The sequence below is a fragment of the Chryseobacterium sp. Bi04 genome (genome assembly GCF_918698085.1).
Lineage (GTDB): Bacteria > Bacteroidota > Bacteroidia > Flavobacteriales > Weeksellaceae > Chryseobacterium.
This window is the reverse complement of sequence record NZ_CAKKLP010000005.1, coordinates 319,400-341,665: the sequence shown is the minus strand read 5'-3', so window position 1 is coordinate 341,665 and position 22,266 is coordinate 319,400. Positions and strand designations below refer to the sequence as shown.

The 22,266-nt window shown below is 37.1% G+C and carries 21 protein-coding genes; 5 read left to right on the top strand and 16 right to left on the bottom strand.

The window, feature by feature from the left end:
• Positions 1-166 precede the first annotated feature (166 nt).
• Positions 167-955 carry an AraC family transcriptional regulator gene (locus LQV47_RS11110; RefSeq protein WP_230036841.1) on the bottom strand — a complete coding sequence of 263 codons (789 nt, stop codon included), beginning with the start codon at positions 953-955 and terminating at the stop codon, positions 167-169.
• A gap of 93 nt (positions 956-1,048) precedes the next feature.
• Here LQV47_RS11110 and LQV47_RS11105 point away from each other — a divergent pair, with 93 nt between their 5' ends.
• From LQV47_RS11105 to LQV47_RS11090, 4 genes are read left to right on the top strand one after another with little or no spacing between them, the layout of a single operon-like run.
• Complete coding sequence (locus LQV47_RS11105) at positions 1,049-1,279, top strand: hypothetical protein (protein WP_230036839.1); 231 nt, start codon at positions 1,049-1,051, stop codon at positions 1,277-1,279.
• Positions 1,280-1,291: 12 nt separating this feature from the next.
• Positions 1,292-2,635 carry a TolC family protein gene (locus LQV47_RS11100; RefSeq protein WP_230036837.1) on the top strand — a complete coding sequence of 448 codons (1,344 nt, stop codon included), beginning with the start codon at positions 1,292-1,294 and terminating at the stop codon, positions 2,633-2,635.
• 5 nt (positions 2,636-2,640) lie between these two features.
• Positions 2,641-3,687, top strand: a complete 1,047-nt coding sequence (locus LQV47_RS11095) for an HlyD family secretion protein (protein WP_230036835.1) — start codon at positions 2,641-2,643, stop codon at positions 3,685-3,687.
• A gap of 4 nt (positions 3,688-3,691) precedes the next feature.
• On the top strand, positions 3,692-5,281 hold the full coding sequence (locus LQV47_RS11090) for an MFS transporter (RefSeq protein WP_230036833.1): 1,590 nt from the start codon (positions 3,692-3,694) through the stop codon (positions 5,279-5,281).
• A 127-nt stretch (positions 5,282-5,408) separates the two neighbouring features.
• Here the strand turns inward: LQV47_RS11090 and LQV47_RS11085 are convergent, their stop codons facing one another.
• The 9 genes from LQV47_RS11085 to LQV47_RS11050 form a co-directional block, all read right to left on the bottom strand.
• Positions 5,409-6,353, bottom strand: a complete 945-nt coding sequence (locus LQV47_RS11085; protein ID WP_230036831.1) for a 3',5'-cyclic-nucleotide phosphodiesterase — start codon at positions 6,351-6,353, stop codon at positions 5,409-5,411.
• 171 nt (positions 6,354-6,524) lie between these two features.
• Complete coding sequence (locus LQV47_RS11080; protein ID WP_230036829.1) at positions 6,525-7,112, bottom strand: ferritin-like domain-containing protein; 588 nt, start codon at positions 7,110-7,112, stop codon at positions 6,525-6,527.
• A 67-nt stretch (positions 7,113-7,179) separates the two neighbouring features.
• The gene (locus LQV47_RS22480) at positions 7,180-7,812 is read right to left on the bottom strand and encodes an agmatine deiminase family protein (RefSeq protein WP_253073891.1); all 633 of its coding nucleotides are present in this window, start codon (positions 7,810-7,812) and stop codon (positions 7,180-7,182) included.
• On the bottom strand, positions 7,781-8,302 hold the full coding sequence (locus tag LQV47_RS22475) for an agmatine deiminase family protein (protein ID WP_253073890.1): 522 nt from the start codon (positions 8,300-8,302) through the stop codon (positions 7,781-7,783). The genes LQV47_RS22480 and LQV47_RS22475 overlap by 32 nt, the downstream gene beginning before the upstream one ends.
• A 70-nt stretch (positions 8,303-8,372) precedes the next feature.
• Complete coding sequence (locus LQV47_RS11070) at positions 8,373-9,197, bottom strand: AraC family transcriptional regulator (RefSeq protein WP_230036827.1); 825 nt, start codon at positions 9,195-9,197, stop codon at positions 8,373-8,375.
• A gap of 138 nt (positions 9,198-9,335) precedes the next feature.
• Positions 9,336-10,154 carry an AraC family transcriptional regulator gene (locus tag LQV47_RS11065; RefSeq protein WP_230036825.1) on the bottom strand — a complete coding sequence of 273 codons (819 nt, stop codon included), beginning with the start codon at positions 10,152-10,154 and terminating at the stop codon, positions 9,336-9,338.
• Positions 10,155-10,270: 116 nt separating this feature from the next.
• Positions 10,271-11,686 (bottom strand): aldehyde dehydrogenase family protein, encoded by a 1,416-nt coding sequence (locus tag LQV47_RS11060; RefSeq protein WP_230036823.1) that lies wholly within the window; start codon positions 11,684-11,686, stop codon positions 10,271-10,273.
• A 263-nt stretch (positions 11,687-11,949) separates the two neighbouring features.
• Entirely contained in the window at positions 11,950-12,861 is a 912-nt protein-coding gene (locus LQV47_RS11055) for a PhzF family isomerase (RefSeq protein WP_230036821.1), read from the bottom strand.
• 84 nt (positions 12,862-12,945) lie between these two features.
• A complete protein-coding gene (locus LQV47_RS11050; protein WP_230036819.1) occupies positions 12,946-14,106 on the bottom strand; it encodes an NAD(P)/FAD-dependent oxidoreductase in 1,161 nt (386 codons plus the stop codon).
• A gap of 52 nt (positions 14,107-14,158) precedes the next feature.
• Here LQV47_RS11050 and LQV47_RS11045 point away from each other — a divergent pair, with 52 nt between their 5' ends.
• Positions 14,159-15,115, top strand: a complete 957-nt coding sequence (locus LQV47_RS11045; protein ID WP_230036817.1) for an AraC family transcriptional regulator — start codon at positions 14,159-14,161, stop codon at positions 15,113-15,115.
• Between the two features lie 454 nt (positions 15,116-15,569).
• Here LQV47_RS11045 and LQV47_RS11040 read toward each other — a convergent pair whose 3' ends face one another.
• The 6 genes from LQV47_RS11040 to LQV47_RS11015 all read right to left on the bottom strand — a co-directional run bounded on the left by LQV47_RS11040 (position 15,570) and on the right by LQV47_RS11015 (position 22,065).
• Positions 15,570-15,977: a hypothetical protein gene (locus LQV47_RS11040; RefSeq protein WP_230036815.1), complete on the bottom strand. Its 408-nt coding sequence runs from the start codon at positions 15,975-15,977 to the stop codon at positions 15,570-15,572.
• A 23-nt stretch (positions 15,978-16,000) separates the two neighbouring features.
• Positions 16,001-16,348 (bottom strand): DoxX family protein, encoded by a 348-nt coding sequence (locus LQV47_RS11035; protein WP_230036813.1) that lies wholly within the window; start codon positions 16,346-16,348, stop codon positions 16,001-16,003.
• 181 nt (positions 16,349-16,529) lie between these two features.
• Positions 16,530-16,940 carry a hypothetical protein gene (locus tag LQV47_RS11030; RefSeq protein ID WP_230036811.1) on the bottom strand — a complete coding sequence of 137 codons (411 nt, stop codon included), beginning with the start codon at positions 16,938-16,940 and terminating at the stop codon, positions 16,530-16,532.
• 185 nt (positions 16,941-17,125) lie between these two features.
• On the bottom strand, positions 17,126-18,325 hold the full coding sequence (locus LQV47_RS11025; protein WP_230036809.1) for an MFS transporter: 1,200 nt from the start codon (positions 18,323-18,325) through the stop codon (positions 17,126-17,128).
• 115 nt (positions 18,326-18,440) lie between these two features.
• On the bottom strand, positions 18,441-19,052 hold the full coding sequence (locus tag LQV47_RS11020) for a response regulator transcription factor (protein ID WP_230036807.1): 612 nt from the start codon (positions 19,050-19,052) through the stop codon (positions 18,441-18,443).
• Positions 19,053-19,056: 4 nt separating this feature from the next.
• Positions 19,057-22,065: a HAMP domain-containing sensor histidine kinase gene (locus LQV47_RS11015; RefSeq protein ID WP_230036805.1), complete on the bottom strand. Its 3,009-nt coding sequence runs from the start codon at positions 22,063-22,065 to the stop codon at positions 19,057-19,059.
• Between the last annotated feature and the right edge of the window lie 201 nt (positions 22,066-22,266).

Here is a 22,266-nt window from a genome sequence, read left to right as displayed (position 1 = left end):
TTTAATTCTAAAACAAGATTAGAATAGGTTATTTAATCTTACAGTTTTGAGTCGCTTCTTTTCAGTTGTTATAATGTGGAAAGGGTATTAAAGCCTGCAGTTTTTTAAAGCTGCAGGCTTTATTTTTTTTGATAGCTGTTCATAATTTAGCAATAACTGAAGAAATTTACTTGGAAGACATCGTCCTAAATTCGGTAGGACGCATATTGGTTAATTGCTGAAATGTATTGCTGAATGCTGATATGTTGGAATAGCCAATCTCATAGGCAATTTCACTCATACTGAGATCGGTATCTTTAATCAGTTCCATGGCACGGATAATGCGCAGCATTTTTAAATATTGGACAAATGAAATCCCCAGCCTGGTTTTAAACAGGCGGGTCATGCTTCTAACACTCATTCCGGATTGGCTTGCTATACCCTCCAATGTTATAGGTTCACTTATTCTTTTCCGTATATCACCTGTTATATCCCCTAATCTGCTGTCATCAGTAGTAGGCAGCTGAATAGAAAATCTTTTTAAGTTCTCCCTGGGAAGCAGATTCTTTAGAGTAGTTAAAAACTCATATTCCCAGTCACCGGAAAAGAAATTCCCCTGCCATTTTTCACTGTAAGACAGCATCTCAGATAAAAGTTTACTGACCGGATAGATCCCCAGGTTATCATAGAAGTCCTGCTGATCTCCCGGTGGAAAATAGATATTGATGATGTTTAGATCCTGAGTATTGTACATCAGATTGTGAGGATAGCGGGCAGGAATCCATATATAATGGCTGGACGGAATGTAAAAGTCCTTTTCATAAGTCTGCAAATACGCAATTCCTCCAAATACCAGTAAAAGCTGCCCTTTGTCATGCTGATGGGCAGGTAGTTTCTGCTCAGTCTGCTGCCGGACAACCAAAATAGAATCCTGATACTGATCTATAATTCTGTTAAGTTCCTTTAAAATTTCCATCTGGCCAAAATTAACAAAAAATAGGCTAATTATATAAAATAACACAGAGCTGAGTGCGATAATTTTGTATCAAAGTTAATAAGCGGAATCATTATGACAATCAAAAAATATAATAAAGGATTGGAAACAGAAAGGAAAACTGCCCAAAATAAGGGCAGCATCAGAGAACTTTCATACTATAACCCTGGCAAAGCTTACTGTATGATCTCATCAGTGTTTTTACTTCCGTTCTTCTCCCTGGGAAATGTTTCAGCTTTCATCGATGGGCTGATGATCTTTCTGAAAATCCGTACAGGAAAATTATGTAACAGTAAAATTAAATAGGTGAAAAATACAATGAAACCAATACAATTAATAAATGCAGGATGGGCTGTGCTATTCTTTTTGTTTTTTCTGCCAATTGATGCCCAGGTTTCCGACAGCATTCAGGTATTGAGACTGGAAGAGATCTGGAAAATAGCGGAATCCGGCAACAGACAGATAAAACTTACAGATCTTGAACAAAAAGAAAGCAGCATCAGTATCCTCGAAGCCAAAGATAAACTTCTGCCTGAACTTTCCGTTGCCGGAGATTTTAAACTCAATTCAAAATTTCTCATTTACGATAACGGATTGTTTTCAACACCTCAAAATGTACCAGCTTCCCGATACGGATATGCAGCAGGCTATAACTTTAGCCTCAATATTTATAACGGTGGCAGAGAGCAGCGGAATATCAGAATAAAAGAGGAAGAAAGAATACACAGACAACATGAATCTGAGTTACAAAAAAACACTGTAAAATATGCGATAGCCGTTGCTTATTACGACCTCAGCAAATTTCTTCAGTTCCGGGATTTACTTTCCTCAGAAATGATCAACGAAAAAAAGCAATTGTCAAAGATTGAAAGCTTACACCGGAATGGTATTGTCCTGAAAAGTGATGTATTAAGGACCTCACTGAAACTATCCCAATTGGAACTGAGCTTTTCAGATGTTGAAAAAAAGATTGAAGTGGCAAGACAGAGACTGAATATATTAATGGGACGTAAAGGTGATCAGGCATTGGAGATTCCATACCAGGAAATACTCAGCCATAGCGATATAATGGAAACTGATTATTCAGACTACGTGGCTATAGCGCTCAGCAAATCACCGGAAATAAAAATAACACAAAGTAATCTCAGGTTAAGTGAACTGAATATAAAGCAGGTAAAAGCAAGCCTGCTTCCCAGGATCTCCCTTTATTCCTATTACAATTATACTTATCCCCAGGTTTCATTCTTTCCGTATTCAAATGATGTATGGGGGTATGGCCAGACGGGTGTAAAAATGCAGTTTTCCATTGACAATCTATATAAAAGTAAACACAGTATTGCCCATGCAAACAATATAAATCTGCAACAACAGGAAAAATCCAATATAAAAAAAGACGAAATAAATATTCAGGTAAAGGAAGCTTTTCTGCAAAAAAAACAAGCCGAAGAAAGCGTGGAAACAGCAGAAAAAAATATTATCCAAAGTACGGAAACCACACGGGTAATACGAAACAGCTATCTCAACCAGGAATCATTATTGACAGACCTGCTGGATGCAGAAAATACGTTGCTTGAAGCCAAGTTTACACTTACATCAGCCCATATGGCTTTGAAATTGAGTGCTATAAGGCTTTTAATCATTACAGGAATATTTGAATACTAAACATTATGAAAAACAACAGAACCGATAAAATAGTAGTCCGTGCAACCCAATGGCTGGGTATTGCCTTACTTATCACGATCACGATATGGACAGCATTATATTTCCGGAACAGATTGCAGTACGAGCAAACCAATGATGCACAGGTGGACGCTTATCTTTCTCCCATCAATGCAAAAGTAGGCGGATATATCAGCAAGATCAGATATAAAGATAACCAGATGGTGCATAAAGGGGATACACTTGTTTTGATAGAGCGTGATGAATATGGACTGAAAAGGGATGCCGCTTTTGCAGAACTCGTAAGCTCCCGTGCAAAGCTGGATATATTGAGTGCTAATGAACAAACTCAGCTTAAGAATATTGAAGTAATCAAAGCCCAGATTTCGGGTTCCAAAGCAAAGCTTGAACAGCAGCAGAAAGAATATAAAAGATATAAAAGCCTGTTGGATGAAGAATCTACTACTCAGCAGAAATTTGATAATGTATATACAGCTCTGGAGATCAATCAATCTGATTTTGAACAAACGCAGGCGTCCTTACATGCAGCAGAGTCTAAGTTAAATGATGTAAAAGCCCAGCGATCTTCTGTATACGCTGAAATCAGAATTAAAGAAGCACTGCTTCAAAGACAAAACCTGGATATCCGGTATACTGTCATTACTGCACCTTTTGATGGGCAGATCGGAAAAAAGACCATTCAGGAAGGTCAATTGGTACAGCCCGGACAAACACTGGCTTTTCTGGTGAATACATCTGATGATAAATGGGTAGTGGCCAACTTTAAGGAGACACAGATTAAGACGTTTGCCATAGGCCGGAAAGTATCCGTTGAGACGGATGCCTATCCCGGAGAAAAATTCTCCGGCATCATCGAATCAAAATCTCCTGCAACAGGATCACGGTACTCCCTGTTGCCTCCTGATAATGCAACAGGAAATTTTGTTAAGGTTACCCAACGCATTCCTGTCAGGATCAAATTAACTGATCCCCGTGAGAAACTTGCCAAATTATCGGCAGGAATGAATGCCAATGTTTACGTTTTAAAAAATTAAAAATATGCAGATTCATCAGATTCTTATCTTCAGACCCTGGGTACCAGAATGGCTGGCACGCACCGTTATTTTTTGCCTGCTCATGATCTCCCTTTTTAGTTTTGCATTATATAGCAATCCTGCAGCCCTTATGGGATACTATGGGGTAGAGCCTGCAGATGTACAGTATGGGATGGTTCTTACCTATGCTTCAGCTGTTACTTTTCTGGCACTGGATTTTCGTATTGTCAAGTATTTCAGTTCAAGAAAATACCTGTTATTTGGCCTTTCTTTGAGCTGTTTTTGTTCATTAGCTTGTTTTTATACCAAAGGCTGGCTTCTATTTCTGGCTTGTGCATTTATTCAGGGGATCACCTGTGCACTGATATGCAGTATTGTTTTGAATTTGGTTTTTCCCCGCTTAGATTCTGCCAGAGCAAGGGTAATAGGTTATACAATTCTCTATGGCGGGATTCAGATTTCAGTTCCTTTTTATGCGATTTATGCCAATATATTGCTGCATTTTTTTGATCTTAACTGGATTTTTTACGGACATATTATTTTACTTACTGCAATTGCCGTTATCGTCCTGATTACCATGAATGCTAAGGCCAGATTCCATAAAAAAATTCCGCTTTACCAGGTCGACTGGACAGGATATTTTTTCTATACTGCTTTTTGCCTGGTTATTGGATATATTTTAATCTACGGACAGCGGCTGGGATGGTTTGAAAGCAGCTTAATAGGATTTCTTACGGTATTTGGGTTTGTACTGCTTTTTCTTTTTGTCATCAGGGAGATAAACTTAAAACGCCCGCTCATCAATTTACGGGTTTTCAAGGCTAAAAACTTTGTGATAGGGCTGCTTCTGCTTTTTGTCTTTTATATTTTCAAAGGAACTACGGGATTAACATATGGTTACGTAGAAACTATTTTGGGTACAGATCCTCTTCATATATTTCCCATTTGGCTGGCTGTGATTGCGGGAACGGCTCTCAGTATGTTTGTAACGGCACGCCTTATACTTACAGGTACTGATCTTATTCTATTGATCATAGCCGGTTTTGTAATCATGGGGATATATTATGCCTATATGCTTACATGGATATCCGTAACGGGGGAGACCCGTGATTTTGTTTTTCCTATGTTTATTTATGGGGCAGCAACAGGGGTTTTATTTGTTCCTATTGTTTCCTTTACAGCATCATCAGCTCCCCCTCATATCGCTTTCAATGTCGGTTTTGTGGGGATTTTTGCCAGGTTTGCCGGTTTCTGTGCCAGCATGGCCATCAACAACCAGTTACAATTGTTTACCAAAGCTTCTGTAAGCGAAAAAATCCGGGAAGCCGTACATGAAAGCAATAGTCAATTTTTCCTTACTTTAGAAAATATTCAATATGCCTATCTCAATAACGGAAATGATATTTATACTTCAAAAGCAGCTTCACAGCTGTATTTTAATACCCTGCTCAAAAGACAGATATTGGCGCGGGCCAGTATGGATTATTATGAGGTGATGCTGACAGGAATTGTTGTTGTAATCGTTCTGATCTTATTTTTACCAAAAATTCATTCATTTGTACCAAGAAGATCTGAGACTGGGAAAAACTCCTGATATTTTAGCGATGGAATCTATAATTATTACAATTTCATCATCACAGAGAATGTATAAAACGGTCTTTATTATACAGAAATCAGCAATAAAAAAGATGAGACAGGGGAGTCTCATCTTTAATCAATGGTTAAGGTAAATTAATTCTTTTGCCCTGTTCAGGGAAGATGTAATTTACTTCTAACGGATTATTTTCCAGTAATTCTTTTTTTATAATTTCGGGATTGTCCTTTGTCGGTTTTCTGTGGGTAACCACAATGCTTAAACCTTTCAGATTCTTTTGTCCTGTTTTTTCTTTCAGCTTCTGCAGTTCTTCCAGCAGCAGATTAGGGGTGAGGTGGCCGAACAGAAGGTTTTCAGGTTGGCTGTTGGGGAAAGAAACTTCGATTAATATCGTGTTTAACTTCCCTTTTTTTATAAGTGGAGCTATACTGTTCCAAAGCTTATTAAGCTGTTCAGATTTTTCAATCCGATCTGCACCGGTATCCCCTAAATAAAGCAGATAATGATCATCTTTTCTGACCAGTGCGGCACTGCTTTTATAAGGATTCACATGGCTCAGTTCATATGCCGTTATAAAAAGAGGTGTTTTGGATACCGCTATTTCTTTTCCCTCCTGAAGCTCATTATAATGGTATTTTCCGAGCATGGGTTTTTGCCCCTGATCGGCAAAATTAATCCAGGTATCTGTGATGAAATAATGATTCTGTAGAATTTGAAGTACCGGAGCTATAGCGAAAATATCCTTTTTAGAATCGGCCGGAGAATTGATAATGAGCCCCGATAAATGGTCCAAATGACCGTGTGAGATAAAATATCCTTTTATTTGGTCCTTTAGAACGGTTTCTTCCGGTCCGTTAAGGCTTTTCATTTGAATAGCTTTCCGTATTCCCGTATTTAAAGTACCTGCATCAAGAGACAGAAATGTGCTGTCTTTTGGCGCTCCCACTAAATAAGCTGATAAATTGTCTTCTTGTTCTCCACCATATATACCCAATGGAATAAGGTCAAAGTTTTGTCCCTGACAAGCCATATGCATAATGAAGGCCAGTAAGGAAAATGCTGTTTTTTTCATATGATCTAAAGCTAAGAATCTACCTTTTACAGTAGAATAGGGCAAATTTACATTATTTTTTAACGATTATATCCCCCTTTACTTTCATAAAGCAGCTCTTATTAAACATAGATAAAAGTAAAAAGAGATCTTTTGCAGATCTCTTTTTATGATATTGTGACCAGAATTCAGCTATAAAGCTTTAGTATTAAGCCTTGTATCTGCCACTTTTGTTAAAAGCGCATCACATTTTTTTTCTTCGCTAAGGGTTGCTAAGAAATTTTTGAGACAGAAATTTTCTTTAAGAACTTTAGCATAGGCTGCCAATGTCCCGTAGGTAGCGATTTCGTAATGTTCCACTTTCTGTGCTGCAGCGATGATGCCCGCATCTCTTACAGATCCTGGTGCTGTTTCTTCCATAATACTTTTGCCCTCATCCAATAGCCCCTGCATAGCATCACATTTTTTTGCCGTTGCCCTTTTTTTTAGTGATTTAAAGCATTCTTCCAGTCTTTTTACATGAACCTGGGTTTCCATTAAGTGGTTTTCAATGGCTGTTTTAAGTCTTTTATCTGTCGCATTTTTTTGCATCTTAGGTAATGCCTTAACTAATGCTTTTTCTGCCCAGTAAATGTCTTTCAGCGAATCTTCAAACAAATCTTTCAGTTCTTTGGCTGCGTTTTTTTTAGCCGGAGCTTTAGCTGTTTTTTTCGCTGGTGATGACGTGCCTGCCGTTGTTTTTTTTGCGACTGTTTTTTTTGTGGTGGTTTTAGTTGCCATAATATTAGATTTAGTGTTGTTCACTATATACCTACAATTTTAAGACCATAGGGTCTCAAGTCCTTTTTTATTTCGGCTGTTGCTGTGTCACACAATGTACCATTCCTCCATTGGCAAATAAATTACGGCAGTCAATTCCAACTACTTTTTTATCCGGATACAGCTGTTGGATAATCTGGTTGGCAACAGCATCATTAGGATCATTGTAATTAGGAACCAGCACGCGGTTATTAGTAATATAATAATTGATATAAGAAGCACGGCCTACATTTTTTCCATAGGTGGTCATCACATCATATTGAGTCAAAGGAACTTTTACAAACTGATATGCGGCTCCATTTTTCCCTGTGGCACGGTACAGTTTATCAATATCACCATCCGGAATCTGCCAGTAGGCCAGATCATCAGAGTTCATTGTAATAATGGTAGAAGAATTTACAAACCGGGCAAAACCGTCAATATGCATGTCTGTGATATCCAGGCCTGCTTTTCCTTCCAGCCAGATAAACTTGGTTATCCCTAAATTCCTGGTGAATATAGCCTCAGCCTGCTGCTGGGTCATGCCCGGGTTTCGGTTTGTATTGAGGATGGAACTTTTGCAAGCCATTAATACCCCGTTTCCATCAATTTCTACACTTCCGCCTTCATTAATCATTACTGAGTTGAGATCAATTTTTGGAATATGGGGTATCTGCAGCAATTTTAGAGGGAACCGAATTGCAGTGGCTGTATTCTGCCTTATTACCCCAGCCATTGAATCCCCAATCCTGAATAAATAATTTTCCGGTATTATCCTTTACATAGATAGGGCCGTTATCTCGTACCCAAAAATCATCCGTTGGATAAAGTTTAAAATTAACATGGGTGAGTGGAATTCCTGCATTGGCTAGCAATGCTGTAATGCGCTGTTTTTCCGTATCGTCATAAGCAATGATATGAACGTTCTCACTTTGTACCAATTCCCTGGTCATGGCTACCCATGTTGCATCCAGGCGCTTTCGGTAGGTAACACCATATTGATATTCATGTGGCCATTGAAGCCATGTTCCTTCATGTGGAGCAGATTCTTCCGGCATTTTGTACACAGCATCAGTGGATTCATTGCCTGTCCCCGAAGTATCTGTTATATCCGTTTGTGTGCATGAGAGAAGAAGAGGTAATAATAAGAATGGTATCATATTTTTTTGCATAATTAATCTATTTTTTGATATGACAAAATTAGATCGATTACTATTTTCAAAGTTGTCCGGAATTGACAACTTACTTCAGAGGTAATAAAATATAAGTCAGCTGATCGTCCTGACTATCTGTATGATCAGCATGTCTTTCATATTTTTCTATAATAGGAGTATGGGAAAATTCAAGACCGGAATTGAAAATCCAACGGGAATAAATATTCGTGTAGGTTTCATCTATGGTTTCATAGCTTCCCATATGTGTAAAACGGGCATATCTGCATCCGAATATTTTTTTTGTAGGTAGCTTTTTATTTTTAGCCTGGGCACTGGCACAGGCATCATAACGACAGTTTATTTCAGCTTTGATCAACGGTTCATCTGCGATAATCCCAAAATACTCAGTACCGGAAACGGGAAATTCATTTTGTGTAAATTTTCCCCATAATACTTCAATCTCCTCATTGTTGTAATAAGTTGGAGTGCTTTGATAGTACACGGGTATTGATGTAAGGTATACAATTTCAGGTTCCAGCAATATATCAGATGCTACAGGAATCAGATCAGATCCACAAAGCAGCTTTTCTCTGCTCAGTTTTGCTGCTTTAGGTGAAATACCGAAATGCTGTTTGAAAGCTTTTGAAAATGAGGCTATATTGGCAAACCCTACTTCAATACCAATGGCTGTCAGACTTTCATGGGTATAGAGAATACGTTTATAGGCGTTTTCTACCTTCAGCCTTTGCTGAAAAGCACCGATTGTTTCTCCACAACTGTATTTGAAAATACGCTGTATATTTCTGTAAGAGTAGTGGGATACGTCTTCCAGATCTTTTACAGAGATCTGCTGATCATAATTCTTCTCTATAAAATGAATGACCCTGTAAATACAGTTCAAATTGTCTTCCATAAACAACGATTTTTAGCTTCCTTAATCAATTATAATAATTTTCTGAAGATTCAATTCATCTTTATACTGCTCGTTGAGGCTCTTCATTTTTTCTTTATACTGCAATTACTTTCAATATAAGTAACAATGTTATTTGTCTTAGCTTTTTTGCTTTTGTGCCTGTATTGTACTGGGAGAATAGCCAAATTGTTTTTTAAATGCAAAAGAAAAATGGGAAAGGTTTTCAAATCCCAATTCCAAATAAATATCAGAGACCGGTTTATCTTGTTGTGTAAGTAAAATGTGTGCCTCCTTCAGTCTCCGAAGCTGTAGCCATTGTCTTGGCGGTATCCCAAAACTTTTTTGAAAATCCCTTTTAAAAGTAGATAAGCTTCTTCCCGTTAAATAGGCAAAACGTTCAATTTTAGCATTAAAATGGAAATTCTTATTCATAAATGATTCAATATCAATTTTGTAAGGTTCTGAAAAATCAAATAATATATCTTTGAGATCAGGATCATAAGCGAGCATCAGAATTAATGCTTCCTTTTGTTTCAGGCGAATAAGCTCTGTTGAAGCAGGATTGCTCAATAATTCCTCGTAGGGAAGAAGAGAACGCATAAACGTGAGTAATGGCTGGTTGTCCGGCTTTATAAATGTTGAGATATTTTCTTTTTTCTCTGCCGAATATCCATATTCCCTGCTGAAATCCTGTAATACGGCATCGTCAAAATAGAGAGTTACCGTTTTAATTTCCCCATTTTTGGGTGGATATTTAGCAAATTTCAAAAGACGGTTTTTACGTGAGGAATAAAGCTCACCTTCTTTAAATACTGTTTTTGTACTTCCATCATCTAATTCCATTTCACCGGAAAGGACTAAACCCAGACTGTGAATTTGAGTGAACTGTTCTCCCTCCCGGAATTCTGAAAAATGGCAGGAGTAATTAACGGGCCAAACTGTTTTCTGATCATTCATTGCTCAAATGGTAGTTTTCTATTGATTCTTATTCAAACTTACAAACTTTTTCCTCATTACAGGAATATATAAAATGTCTATTCCTCACAGCCAAAACTATGAGGAATAAGCTCTGGTTATGATAAAATAGCTTTGGGTTCTAAATAGGCTTCCAGTCCAAAGATACCATATTCACGGCCAATACCGCTTTGTTTAAAACCACCGAAAGGAGCAAGCGGATCATGGGCAAATCCATTAATGCAAATCCTTCCGGCATCAATCTGGGCTGCAACATGTTCTGCATGTTCCCGGCTGGAAGAACTGATGTAGGCTGCTAATCCATAGGTTGTATCATTTGCGATCCTGATAGCTTCCTCTTCATTTTGATAAGGGATAATAGATAATACAGGACCAAAGATTTCTTCTCTGGCGATGCGCATATTATTATGAACATTTGTGAAAATAGTTGCCTTTACAAAATTACCGTCCTCAAGACCTTCAGGTTTTCCTTCACCTCCCGCCAGCAGAGTAGCACCTTCGCTTTGTCCAAGCCTGATGTAACTTTGTACCCGCTCATATTGTTTTGTACTTACCATGGGACCAACAGTGGTATCCTCTTCATGTGGATGTCCTACTTTCACATTCCGGACAGCCTGTTTTGCGAGCTTATTCACTTCATCCAGCTTATTTTGAGGGACAAGCAGGCGGGTAGGGGCAATGCATGCCTGGCCATTATTCATATAAGCTCCAAACACAGCCATGGGAACAGCTGTAGTAAGATTTGCATCCTCCAGAATGATATTAGGCGATTTTCCACCAAGTTCCAGGGTTACCCTTTTCATGGTATCTACCGCTCCTTTAGCAATGGTTTTCCCTGTAATTGTAGATCCAGTGAAAGATATTTTAGCAATATCAGGATGATTTGTAATTTCAGCACCCACTACATTTCCAAAACCATTAACTATATTAAAAACACCTTTTGGCAATCCGGCTTCATGGAAACATTCTGTAATTAATTGCGTCTGTTGGGCACTCATTTCACTCGGTTTGATTACAGCAGTACAGCCGGCAGCAATTGCTGTAGCCAACTTATTGCATATAAAACTGTTGCTGGCATTCCACGGAGTGATAATCCCTACAATGCCCAATGGCTCAAAACGTACTTTTGAATGTCCTGCGGTTCTTTCAAAATCAAAAGATTCCAGTATTTCAATAGTGGTTGCAAAAGAGGAAATGGCATTCTGTATACTCATTTTACAGAATTGAAGAGTACCTCCGTATTCTTTAACCATGGTGAAAACCAGTTCTTCTTCCCGGCTGCTGACTGCCTGATGAAGCTTTTTCAGGAAAATAATACGTTCAGCTTTGGTAGTTTTTGAAAAGGTTCTAAAAGCTTCTTTTGCAGCAGCAATGGCTGCTTTGGTATCTTCTTCGTTTCCCAATATCACTTCGCCGGTTTTCCGGTTGGTCGTTGGGTCAATAAGATCAAAAGTATCTGTCCCTTGTGGTGAAACAAATTCGCCGTTGACGTAAATTTTATTAATCTGTATCATTTTGTTTGATTTTAATACCACAAAGTTCGTCCGAAATACAAAAGTTAAGTTTGCTGTGCAGTTCAATTTTTGTTTGTTGTATGGTTCATTGTAATTTCAGTAGATAGAATTACTTGAGCTTAATACTAATAGAAAATATTTGTTTTGAAAACGGATAGAATTTCAGCCGTAATTTAATCTGGCAAATAGAGCCTCCGGACTGCTGATCCGGAGGCTTTTGTTATGGAAATATTTTATTTTAGGATGTTTTGTGGTTGAAAATTTTAGATATACATCACAGTCCTGAATACACTTACTGCATTCCCTGTAATGCTGACGATATTGGGAGTACTGCCTTTTACCCTAACTTCCACCTGCACTTTTCCAATACGGTTGATCGCTTCTCCCTGTTTACCTATAAATTTGAAAATATCTTCAGTAATACTGATAATTTTATTTTGAATAAGATAGCCTCCCAAAGGTCCATTGGCATTTCCGGTAACGGGATCTTCTGAAATACCGATTGCCGGGGCAAACATTCTCCCATAGGTCAGGATTTCCTTATCATCGGAATCAAAAGTAAATACAAAATAACCATTACAGCTGATCACTTTACTTAGCTGAGCTAAAGCCATAAGATCAGGTTGAAGATGATTTAAAGTGTTTCTGCTTTTAATACCGATCATAACCTTTGAGTGGCCTGTCGAAGCAATTTGTACAGGGCATTTCTCATCAAGATCTTCCATTATCAATCCTAATGCATGAACGATATTTTGTGTCGTTAACGGATCAAAGGCCGGGCTTAGCTCAAAACGTCCCTGTGTCATTGTGATTTGATAATCATGGTCCTGTTTTTCAATCCTAATGGGTAAAATTCCGATTTGGGTCATTATTCTGATAGTACAGGAATCCAACTGATCTTCCATAGCTTTTGCATATAATGCAGCAATAGTGGCATGTCCACAGGAAGGAACCTCTGTTGTCGGGGTGAAATACCTTACATGGTATTCAAAATTTTGTTCCCGAGTAGTGGGGCGGAAAACAAATGCTGTTTCTGAATTGTTGAGTTCCCTGGCTATCAATTGCATTTCCGAAGTGGTCAGATTTTCTGCATTTAAAACGACCCCGGCAGGGTTTCCTTTGAATTTTTCTTTAGTAAAAGAGTCAATTTGATACACAAGTACTTCCTTCATCATACCATATTAAGTTCAACGTAAAGATAAGGATAAATGAGATGTAAAAAGCCTTTTAGAGGCATACTTATGGCTTTAAAAAGTGTCCTAATGAATCAGCTGGGTAAAAGAAAAATCAGGACGGCGCATTTCTATTTCATTTCTGGATGATGAAATCTGGGCTTCGGAAGCATAGATAAACATTTGCTCTTCATAATCATGAATAGCTGTCTGCAGAGAATTGTATTTTCCATCAGTAAGATTCTCAGCTAAAATGAGAGCATCCATCAACCCCGTATTGACGCCCTGGCCGGCAAAAGGAGGCATGAGATGAGCTGCGTCTCCGATAAGGGTTATCGGTAAAGATCGGTCAGTCTTCCAAGGTGTATTCAAAGGAAGTTTTTTGATAGGTAAGCTCAAAAAAGAGAGCGTCAATTGAATTAAATGTTGGTAACATTTGTCCCAACGGGCAAAATTTTTCAGGAGAAATTCTCGGATACTGTCTGTATCCTGGATATTATATTCCACATTATCAGTTTTTTTGAAAATAACACCATAAGTTAATGCGCCGTTATTGTTGGGATTTACAACCAGCAGCTTACCCTGAAAAGCTGTCATCAGCCTGTTTCCATTGCATAATTGATAAAATTCGGGACAATCTGTTTCAGGATGAGGGATATCTCCCTGAATAATTATGGTTCCTGTTTCTTCAATTGCTGTATCAGTCACAAACTTCCTTATGGCAGACATGCCTCCGTTGGCACCAATGACAAGATCTGCCATAGCTGGTAATCCGTTCTCAAAAAGCAGTTGCCATTTCCCATCACAAACCTTAAGGTCGATGCATTTTCTATCCCAACTCACCGAATCATTGGTTAAACTTTCGAGTAGCATTTTTCTCAGGTTATTTCTGTTGATTTCAGGATTGTCAAACTGATTTTCGGGGGTGATTTGTTTGGTGAACAATATTTTCCCCTGTTCATCAGTGATGGTAATCCCCATGGGTACAGCTGTTTTGTAATAAGCTTCCAGCAATCCGGCCTTTTTCATCGCTTTCTGTCCGGAATTTTTGTGAAGATCCAGCGTTCCACCCCATATTCTGGCATCCGGATCTTTATCTCTTTCGTATACGGTTACTTCAATGCCTTTTTGCTGAAGTAATTTTGCCATTGTCAGCCCCACAGGACCGGCTCCAATAATGGCTACTTTTTTGTCTTTGAGTAACATAATTGTTGTGCTATTAAATATGAATACAAATTTCTGTGTCATTTTAGAGATAAAATAATTATATTAGACTTAAAAATAGCTGTAAAAGACTTTTATGGAAAGAGTTGATCAAACGATTCCTAATATTCTAAAGACCTTAGCCCGTTTATTGGGTTCTGAAATAAAACAGAGAAAACTGGAGATTCCATTCCAGTTTGGAAAAGGATATTGCAGAGGGTTTATTTTTAATCAGTATATCCGGATGCTCATTAGTAATTATGAGCTATACGAAAACTTGATCATTGAAAATCCGGATGTGAATATTGCTAAAAAAATGATCTTTTTTAAGTTTCAGAATATTTTTCCCAAAACAGAAATATCTCCAGGAGGAAATCCGGCCGAACTGCCTTCGGTTATGGTGGCAACGAGCCGTCTTAATACCGATAGGTTCATCCCTATTCATTCCAATAGAAACACAATCAATATAGAAGTGGATGCAGACTACCTGAAAGGGTTGTTTCAGATATCAGATCAGTCACCGATATTGAAAAGTTTGCTGGAAAATACTGAACCCTTTCTGTTTGAACATATGATTAATCCTTCTCTGCAAAATGTTGTCAATGAAATCGTCTCTGAAGAGGTAGGTGAAACTTTTAAGCTGTTTTTTTTAAGGATAAAAGCTGAAGAGCTGATTTGCAGACTATTGATAGAATTGGAAAAACGGGATGAGAAACGTCTCTACGCGCTCAACATCCATGATATTGAAATGATGTATACAATAAAGGCAAAAATTCTTGAACAACTAGAAATTCCTCCTGTCATCAAAGACCTGGCTGCAGAAGCCGGAATGAGTGCTACCAAGCTCAAACGACTGTTCAGACAGATTTTTGGGAACAGTATTTTTAATTATTATCAGGAATTCAGAATGAAGGAAGCTGCGCTATTGCTGAAAGAGAAAAAGTATTCCGTTTCTGAGGTGGGCTACAAACTGGGGTTTTCTAATCTGAGCCATTTTTCAAAAGTGTTTAAAGAGCACATCGGGATGAATCCTAAACAATACTCAATGGGATAAAAAGTGAAACAGCAGAGGTGATTTCAACAGCGAAATGGCCTTTTTGTTATAATTAAATCTAATTTTGTTGCCAGATAAAATGAAAGACGGTTATTCTATTTTTCAACCGGTATTAATTCTATTGAGTATGGCTTGAAACTACATATTTTCCGGCTTCGGTAAAAGAAGAAACTGACACCTATAAGTAAATAAATAGCAAATATTCCAATGTCCAGAAAGCTTGTTTAACTTGAGTTGGAAGCATGAATAATCGATAGTGTATTAACGCTGCGTTCGCCAAGGTTCTATTTAAGTCTTTATTTTCGTTCACAAGGGCACTTTGTTTAGCAGAGAAAGAATACTTTGCTGAGCTAATTGCCCTTGCGAACGTAAAAAATTTCAATTGTAAATAATCCTTTGCAATCTGTAGCGTTTAAAAAATTATTTATAAGTTTTTACCCTGGACCCGGAGTATTTACTTGGCCTGTCCAATATCCAGTCTTTCAAATTTACCTTCAGAATTCTTATGAAACTTGAAAAATACGGGAAATGTTCCCCATTGTCCGGCTTTAAAGCTTCCGTAAATGTCCTTTCCTTCATTTTCTACGCGGTCTATGCTGAGAAAATGTTCTTTACCCAAGGCTTTGGAGAAAAAAGAGGTAAAATCTACAGTATTGCCGTCATCTGTCATGACCGGATTTTCTGTAAAGAAGCTGTACCATTTTTTATCTCCGGTTTGCAGTGCTTCTATGGCATTTTTTACCGTTTCGTCTGTTATTTTTGATAAGTCCATTGTTTGTTGTTTAGAGGATTGTGTTTTTTTTTGATTTTCTTTGACCTGTCCGCAAGCTGTCAGGGAGAAGCTTGTAACAAATATTGTCATGTATATATATTTTTTCATCTCTGTTAGGATTTAAGAGGATGTTGCAGATAAATGATCAGGAGGTTGAGAAATAAGAAGGGAAGCTCAATAGCTACACCTTTAAAATCTTTGTCCATAAGGTGAAAGCAGATAATCAACAGGATACCTGCTGCCATCAGGAAATTCCCCCAGACAAATGTTTTTGGAAATAAAATCATCACTGAAGCCAGGATGGTAACAGCTCCATTAATCATGAGTGCTGTTCGGCTGAATCCCCATTTTCCGAACATTTCCACCATTTCCTGTTTTCCGGAAAACATGGCAGTTCCTTGTTTAAATCCCATGAATACAGCGCCCAGAATAAGTATTGAACTAATAATCTTTATTATCATAATGTGTATTTTATAAAGTCAGCTGCTTTAATAAACAGTATAACAAATATGCAGGAAAAGAATGGTTTTTGAATGGTGAATTTTTCGGAAGTTATTGCTCATTGTCATTTTAAGTGTATTAAAAGATAGAAGCCACAGTTTATAAACTGTGGCTTCTATAACTACTAAGAACTATTTAATACTATTTTGTTTCCAGGTAACCGTAGTGTAAAGAGGGGTCTTTTCCAAATAAACAGGAAAAAATATTCTGGAACTCATGGATATACCTGCATTTTATAGAATTGCCATATATTTTGAGCCCTTCCAGTATTTTCCTGGAACTCAAGTCTATATCATATTTTATAAATGTTTCCGGTCTTTCATACCGTATTCTCTGATCTGAACTATACGTTCTGGAAAAGCCCAGTTTTTCAAGCCATTCTTCCGTGATACGAATAGGTTTAATAGAATCTGCCGGAACTGAAAGGCTCTGACTGTCATTTTCAATTTTAACAAAATAAGCTTGCTCCAAACTCTGAAAAATTTCAGTGATCGTATAAATCTGATTTTTGTACTCGACTAAATTTTTGATTTTAAGATCTGCTACGTTCATAATATTTTGATTTTAAAGGTGGTATTAGTACTATATAAATTAGCAAATACTATGCCCTGCATCATATTGTCTGCCAGCGTTTTAATGAATATTGTGTTAAATATCACACCTAAAAGATTAATAAAGTGTTAAAACCTTTATAGTCAGAGGGATTAGAGCCTGTTTTTATAAAAAATGTGTGGTATCTATGTGGTACCGGTATTGGCAGATGTATTGGCTGTAGCCAGCAGAAGGGCTAATATAACAGCAATAACAAGTACGGAGATAAATACATTCCAGGAAAATGAATGAAGGAGATATCCGGTACCACTTCCCAGAATACTGGACCCAAAATAATAAAATAACCAGTAAATGGAAGTAGCTGAAGATTTTCCCTTTCTGGCATGAAGGGCAGTCATCTGGCTGGCCATAGTATGGGCTGCAAAAAAGGAAAGTGTAAATATCCCCAGCCCGAAAATGACCATATACAAATTTTCTGACAGCAGTAAACATAGTCCGCAAAGCATCAAAAGAATGAAGCTTTTCAGAATGTTATTTTTTGAAAATCTTTTAGAAAGCTTTCCTGTAATCATAGTACCAAATACTCCGAAAATATACATCAGAAATATAAAGGCAATAATAAAGTGACTTAATGAAAAAGGTTCTGCTTCTAACCTGAAAGTAAGATAATTGTAAACACTTACAAAAACACCCATCAGTAAAGCTGCAATAAAGTATAACCGAAGCATATAAGGATTCATGAGAAACCCTTTCATCTGTTTTACCTTTTGATGGTAATCGGTTTTCTGTGGATTGAAGAATTTTGACTCGGGAAATAGTTTCCAGAATATAAGCCCCAGGATCAGACTTTCCAGCCCAATAATAAAAACCGCATTACGCCATCCGAATTCGCCAGCTGCAATGGTAGCCAATATCCTTCCGCTCATCCCTCCAATAGTATTACCACTTAAATACATACTGATGGCAGCGGGTACCGCAGCGAGATAAACCTCTTCAGTAAGGTAGGCAAGGGCGACAGCAGAAACACCGGAAACCACAAATCCTTTCAGTACTCCAATTCCAATAAGAAGACTGAGATTGGGAATCCAGGTTGAAATAATAGTTAATAAAGCTGATGAAATCAACGAAAATACCATCAGCCGTTTTCTGGAATAGCTGTCTGCCTTAAAAGCGAAAAACAATAATCCCAGTGCCATCCCTATAGTAGATGAAGAAACAAGCAGGGAAGTATCACCTACGGTTACATTGAACTGCTCTGCAGCCATCGGGAGCAACGGCTGAAAAAGATAAAGCTGTGCAAATACAGAAAGTCCCGAAAAAAAAATACAAAGTTTTATATATCGGAGGCGCAGGCTTCCCTGGTTGGCTTTTTCAGGTGAATTCATGATTTTTTGCAATTAAAATGCAGTATTGACTGTAGAAATTTTGGTTCTGTAAATTTCAAGATATTTTTTTAATCCTGAAAATGCTTATCTCAATGATTTTTATCGGCAAAACCAATCAATGCATCATCTCGTATACCTTAATCAGCTCTGCAATATTACTGACCTCCAGTTTTTGAAATATCCTTTTCTTATATGTGCTTACAGTAGACATCTGGATACTGAGCTTATTGGAAATCTCCAGGTTTCCGTATCCGTCAGCCAACAGCTTAAAAATTTCATACTCTCTTGAAGAAAGCTTTTCTACAGGATTATCCCGCTTATTCTGAATGATCAGGCCGATAAGTTCTACAGGATAAAAATAACCTTTTTCAATCACTGTTTTCACTGCATTTTTAATTTCTTCCTCACTGCTCTGTTTGTTCAGATATCCTTCAGCACCTTCCCTGATATACTGGATGGCTACATCCTGATCATAGCCTGAAAACACAAGAATCTTTAAATCTTTCTGTATATTTTTGAGCTCAGAAATCATTTTTTTATATTGAGTTCCCGGCATATCAATATCCAGGATCAGAAGATTATAATATTGAGACTTCAATGCTTCTTTTACCCGTTCATAGTTTTCAGCAAAGTCTATTTTCAGTTCAGGGTAAGCAGATTCAAGAACAAGGGCTGTTCCTGCTCTTACCACATAATGATCATCAGCAATTAAAATTCTTTCATTCATATAATTAGTTTTTTTTGAGGGTAATTTCTACAATGGTTCCTTTCGGAAAATTTTGGCTGAAACTGATCTCAGCATTAATCTTTTTAACCAGGTGAATAACCATATGCAGCCCCAGTCCTTTACCTTTAAAACTGGGCGTTTTCCATTTAGGATTTTTGAACAAATTCATATAAATGGCTATTTGTTCCGCAGACATTCCGGTTCCCGTATCATCTATGATGATAACGACTTTCTGTTCATCCTCTATAATATTAAGACTAATCTCTCCTTTATATGTATTTTTTACAGCATTATCGAGGATATTATGAATAATGGCAGACAGAATACTTTCGCTCATTCTGCTGTTTACATTTGTTTCCGTAGCATTAATAATAACAGTCTCTCTTTCCTTTGCGATTTCCCAGAATAATTTTTTCTTGATCTCTAAAATCCTGTTGACAGGATATTCCTGTTCCTCAACAATGCTTTCGGCTTTATAAAGTTCTGTATATTCTTTTAAATTCAATGTAAACTGGTAAAGCTGTTCCGAAGATTTGTAAATACTGTCAAAATACTTTTTCTGAAGCTCTACATCATCAGATTCATGAAGCTTTTGGGAAAGCATGGCAATAAACCTGATGGGAGTAGTGATATCATGACTGATGGTCTCCACCAGCTTTTTCTGATATTCCGTTTCTTTCTGTAAATCATTTTTTACCACCTCAAGCGTAAGGGAAGTTTCCTTAAGTTTAGAATTTTTGTTGTGAACAATCCGTTTTAAAGCTTTGTTTTTTGTTCTTAATAAATTGGTAGTCAACATTATAATAATGATGATTCCCACAAGGAAAATAATGGAAAGTAATATCTTAAATAATAGCGTTTGGAAAAAATAAGGCTGAATCCTGAACTTAACAGCTTTTTCTTCATATTTCCCATCCGCAGAGGCGAGTACCCTCACCTTTAAAGTATATTCTCCCGGGCTGAGGTTGCTGATGGTATATTTCAGATCTTTCCCTAACGTCACCGCCTCCCAGTCAGATTCCTCTTCTCCCGAGATTTTAGCCTCTATATAAAGGTTTTCAAAATCAGAGAAATAAGGAATATCTATGAAAATGTCAGCTGTTTTGTAGTCATTCTTCAGATCGAGTACAGCATCAAAATAAAGGGTTTCAGCATGACCAATTTTTGCTCTTTCTATATAGATTTTTTTAGGATCCGGATAATAGGTCTGAACCTGAACAGGATTGAAAAATACAAAACCATCCATGGAGGGAAACATAAACTCCCCATTTTCTAAAGCATAAGCATTAGGCTGGGAATTGCCGTTGAATTCATTAGACGTAAAACCGTCTTTTTTAGTGAAACGGTAATAGAAGACCGGGCTTTTCCTGTTCTCTGCGTACTGAAGAAGCTGCTTTTTAGGAACTTTATACAGGCCATTGTTCGAGGATATCCAATAAAAGCCCTGTTGATCCTCAAGAATAGAATGGGCAGACTGCAGGTAGTTATTCCTGTCATTAGGCATCTTAATCAGTTTCCGGTCTTTAAAAAGATAAAAACCGTTTTTATGAGTCATAATCCAGATCAGATTATCCTTTGTTTTTACAATACTTTTTACAGAAATATTTTTGATTAGCAGATGAACTGTATTTTTATCTAACATTACCAAATGCAGTCCTTCATTATTGCCCGCCAGCACCTGATTTTCATTATATTGGAGAAAAGTAGTGACAGGGCTTTTAAAACTATAAATATAATCTGGCCTTGTAAACTGATCCTTTTTGAAAATCTGCAGCTGGTATCGGGAAGAGTTTAACAGGGAAAGGGCATATAAATTTCCACTTTTCATAAAGTTCTCAAAACCCAGTTTAAAAAAAGTAGAATCTTTTTTCTTATAACCCGAATTTTTATAAAACCTAATGATGCTCTTTCTTTTGCGGATCAGAATATTACCCGAGTTATCATACATCATAAGGGAGTTGTCATTATTCCCAAAAGCATATTTATTGACAATGCCGTCTTTCCCAAACTCGGTTCCATCCTCCGTTATAATTGTATTTTTACTAAAAGGTAATGAGGCATTGGATACATTATTTGAAAAATCATCTTCCTTTCTGGCCACATGTATGTTTGAAAGATGAACAATATTAAGTCCGTTATTCAATGTACCAAGATAAAGATTGTTGAAATTTTTGCCATAATACATAGAGTAGTAGGAGTGGCTGCCTATTTCTTTATAGGTTACAAGAAATTTTAAAGAAGGCCTGTTTCTGCTGTCCTCTACAAGGTAGATATTACTTTTGTTGATGATAAAAGACTGATTGGTGATCTGTTGCCAGTATATTTTAGTTTCCGGATCATTAAAAAGACTCGGTTGATCAAAAACAGAAAGTTTTCCTTTACAGAGAGAATATGTTTTTCTTGTTTGAAGATCATTTATAAAAAGATTTTCATGGAGAACAAAAATATTATTCAGATCTTCATTGGTAAAAGGGATGGCTATTCTTGTTTCAATACCCTTTTCATCCTTATATATTACAGCGTTCTTTTCTCTGAAAATATACTTTGAGTTTTTGAGCTGTATAAAATATTGAACATCATTATAAAAACTGGAAGATATGGTATTGTTTGCAATTCTTTGGATCTGCTGATCTCCTTTTGAAAAAGAAACCCTGTCATTAGGGTTGAGCTTACTGAGCCTTGGAAATCTGTTTTTGATGATGATCTTATCTTCCTGAGAATTAGTAAGTGTTGTAATAGTGTCTTGAATGGAATCGCCAATAAACACCCCGAAATGCAGGCTGTTTATTTTAAAATTATTAAACGTGACAAACGAAATGCCATCATACCGCACAAGCCCGTTTTCCGTAGATATCCAGATAAAACCGTATTTATCCTTGGCAATAGCCTTCGCACTGCTTTGTGGAAGACCATTATCTATATTATACCAGGTGGAAGTATAGCGCTGTCCGTAAATAGGTAAGTATAAGAAAGCAAAAAAAACTACCCAAGCCCTCATATGTGCAAAACTCATCTATGTTCTCGCATATCAATGCAAAAATTTGTTAATATTAGTTTTTGTACAAGCCGAAGTTTTTTTTAAGATTGAGAATGATTGAAAATAATTTTTTGTCACTTAAGTTTTCTAGGTTTTGCGTTTTATCGTTAAACATATTTGTTTTACGGTGTAAAAATAGTGAAATTATACAGATAAACCAGTATTTTTCAATTTGTT

What these genes read in the sequence shown, in the direction of transcription:
- LQV47_RS11090 (WP_230036833.1), top strand. Translation starts at nt 3,692, where the DNA reads ATGCAGATTCATCAGATTCTTATCTTCAGACCCTGGGTACCAGAATGG.
- LQV47_RS11040 (WP_230036815.1), bottom strand. Translation starts at nt 15,977, where the DNA reads ATGACAATATTTGTTACAAGCTTCTCCCTGACAGCTTGCGGACAGGTC.
- LQV47_RS11020 (WP_230036807.1), bottom strand. Translation starts at nt 19,052, where the DNA reads ATGAATGAAAGAATTTTAATTGCTGATGATCATTATGTGGTAAGAGCA.
- LQV47_RS11035 (WP_230036813.1), bottom strand. Translation starts at nt 16,348, where the DNA reads ATGATAATAAAGATTATTAGTTCAATACTTATTCTGGGCGCTGTATTC.
- LQV47_RS11030 (WP_230036811.1), bottom strand. Translation starts at nt 16,940, where the DNA reads ATGAACGTAGCAGATCTTAAAATCAAAAATTTAGTCGAGTACAAAAAT.
- LQV47_RS22475 (WP_253073890.1), bottom strand. Translation starts at nt 8,302, where the DNA reads ATGCAAAAAAATATGATACCATTCTTATTATTACCTCTTCTTCTCTCA.
- LQV47_RS11060 (WP_230036823.1), bottom strand. Translation starts at nt 11,686, where the DNA reads ATGATACAGATTAATAAAATTTACGTCAACGGCGAATTTGTTTCACCA.
- LQV47_RS11065 (WP_230036825.1), bottom strand. Translation starts at nt 10,154, where the DNA reads ATGAATGATCAGAAAACAGTTTGGCCCGTTAATTACTCCTGCCATTTT.
- LQV47_RS11100 (WP_230036837.1), top strand. Translation starts at nt 1,292, where the DNA reads ATGAAACCAATACAATTAATAAATGCAGGATGGGCTGTGCTATTCTTT.
- LQV47_RS11045 (WP_230036817.1), top strand. Translation starts at nt 14,159, where the DNA reads ATGGAAAGAGTTGATCAAACGATTCCTAATATTCTAAAGACCTTAGCC.
- LQV47_RS11070 (WP_230036827.1), bottom strand. Translation starts at nt 9,197, where the DNA reads ATGGAAGACAATTTGAACTGTATTTACAGGGTCATTCATTTTATAGAG.
- LQV47_RS11015 (WP_230036805.1), bottom strand. Translation starts at nt 22,065, where the DNA reads ATGAGTTTTGCACATATGAGGGCTTGGGTAGTTTTTTTTGCTTTCTTA.
- LQV47_RS11025 (WP_230036809.1), bottom strand. Translation starts at nt 18,325, where the DNA reads ATGAATTCACCTGAAAAAGCCAACCAGGGAAGCCTGCGCCTCCGATAT.
- LQV47_RS11055 (WP_230036821.1), bottom strand. Translation starts at nt 12,861, where the DNA reads ATGATGAAGGAAGTACTTGTGTATCAAATTGACTCTTTTACTAAAGAA.
- LQV47_RS11105 (WP_230036839.1), top strand. Translation starts at nt 1,049, where the DNA reads ATGACAATCAAAAAATATAATAAAGGATTGGAAACAGAAAGGAAAACT.
- LQV47_RS11095 (WP_230036835.1), top strand. Translation starts at nt 2,641, where the DNA reads ATGAAAAACAACAGAACCGATAAAATAGTAGTCCGTGCAACCCAATGG.
- LQV47_RS11080 (WP_230036829.1), bottom strand. Translation starts at nt 7,112, where the DNA reads ATGGCAACTAAAACCACCACAAAAAAAACAGTCGCAAAAAAAACAACG.
- LQV47_RS11110 (WP_230036841.1), bottom strand. Translation starts at nt 955, where the DNA reads ATGGAAATTTTAAAGGAACTTAACAGAATTATAGATCAGTATCAGGAT.
- LQV47_RS11050 (WP_230036819.1), bottom strand. Translation starts at nt 14,106, where the DNA reads ATGACACAGAAATTTGTATTCATATTTAATAGCACAACAATTATGTTA.
- LQV47_RS11085 (WP_230036831.1), bottom strand. Translation starts at nt 6,353, where the DNA reads ATGAAAAAAACAGCATTTTCCTTACTGGCCTTCATTATGCATATGGCT.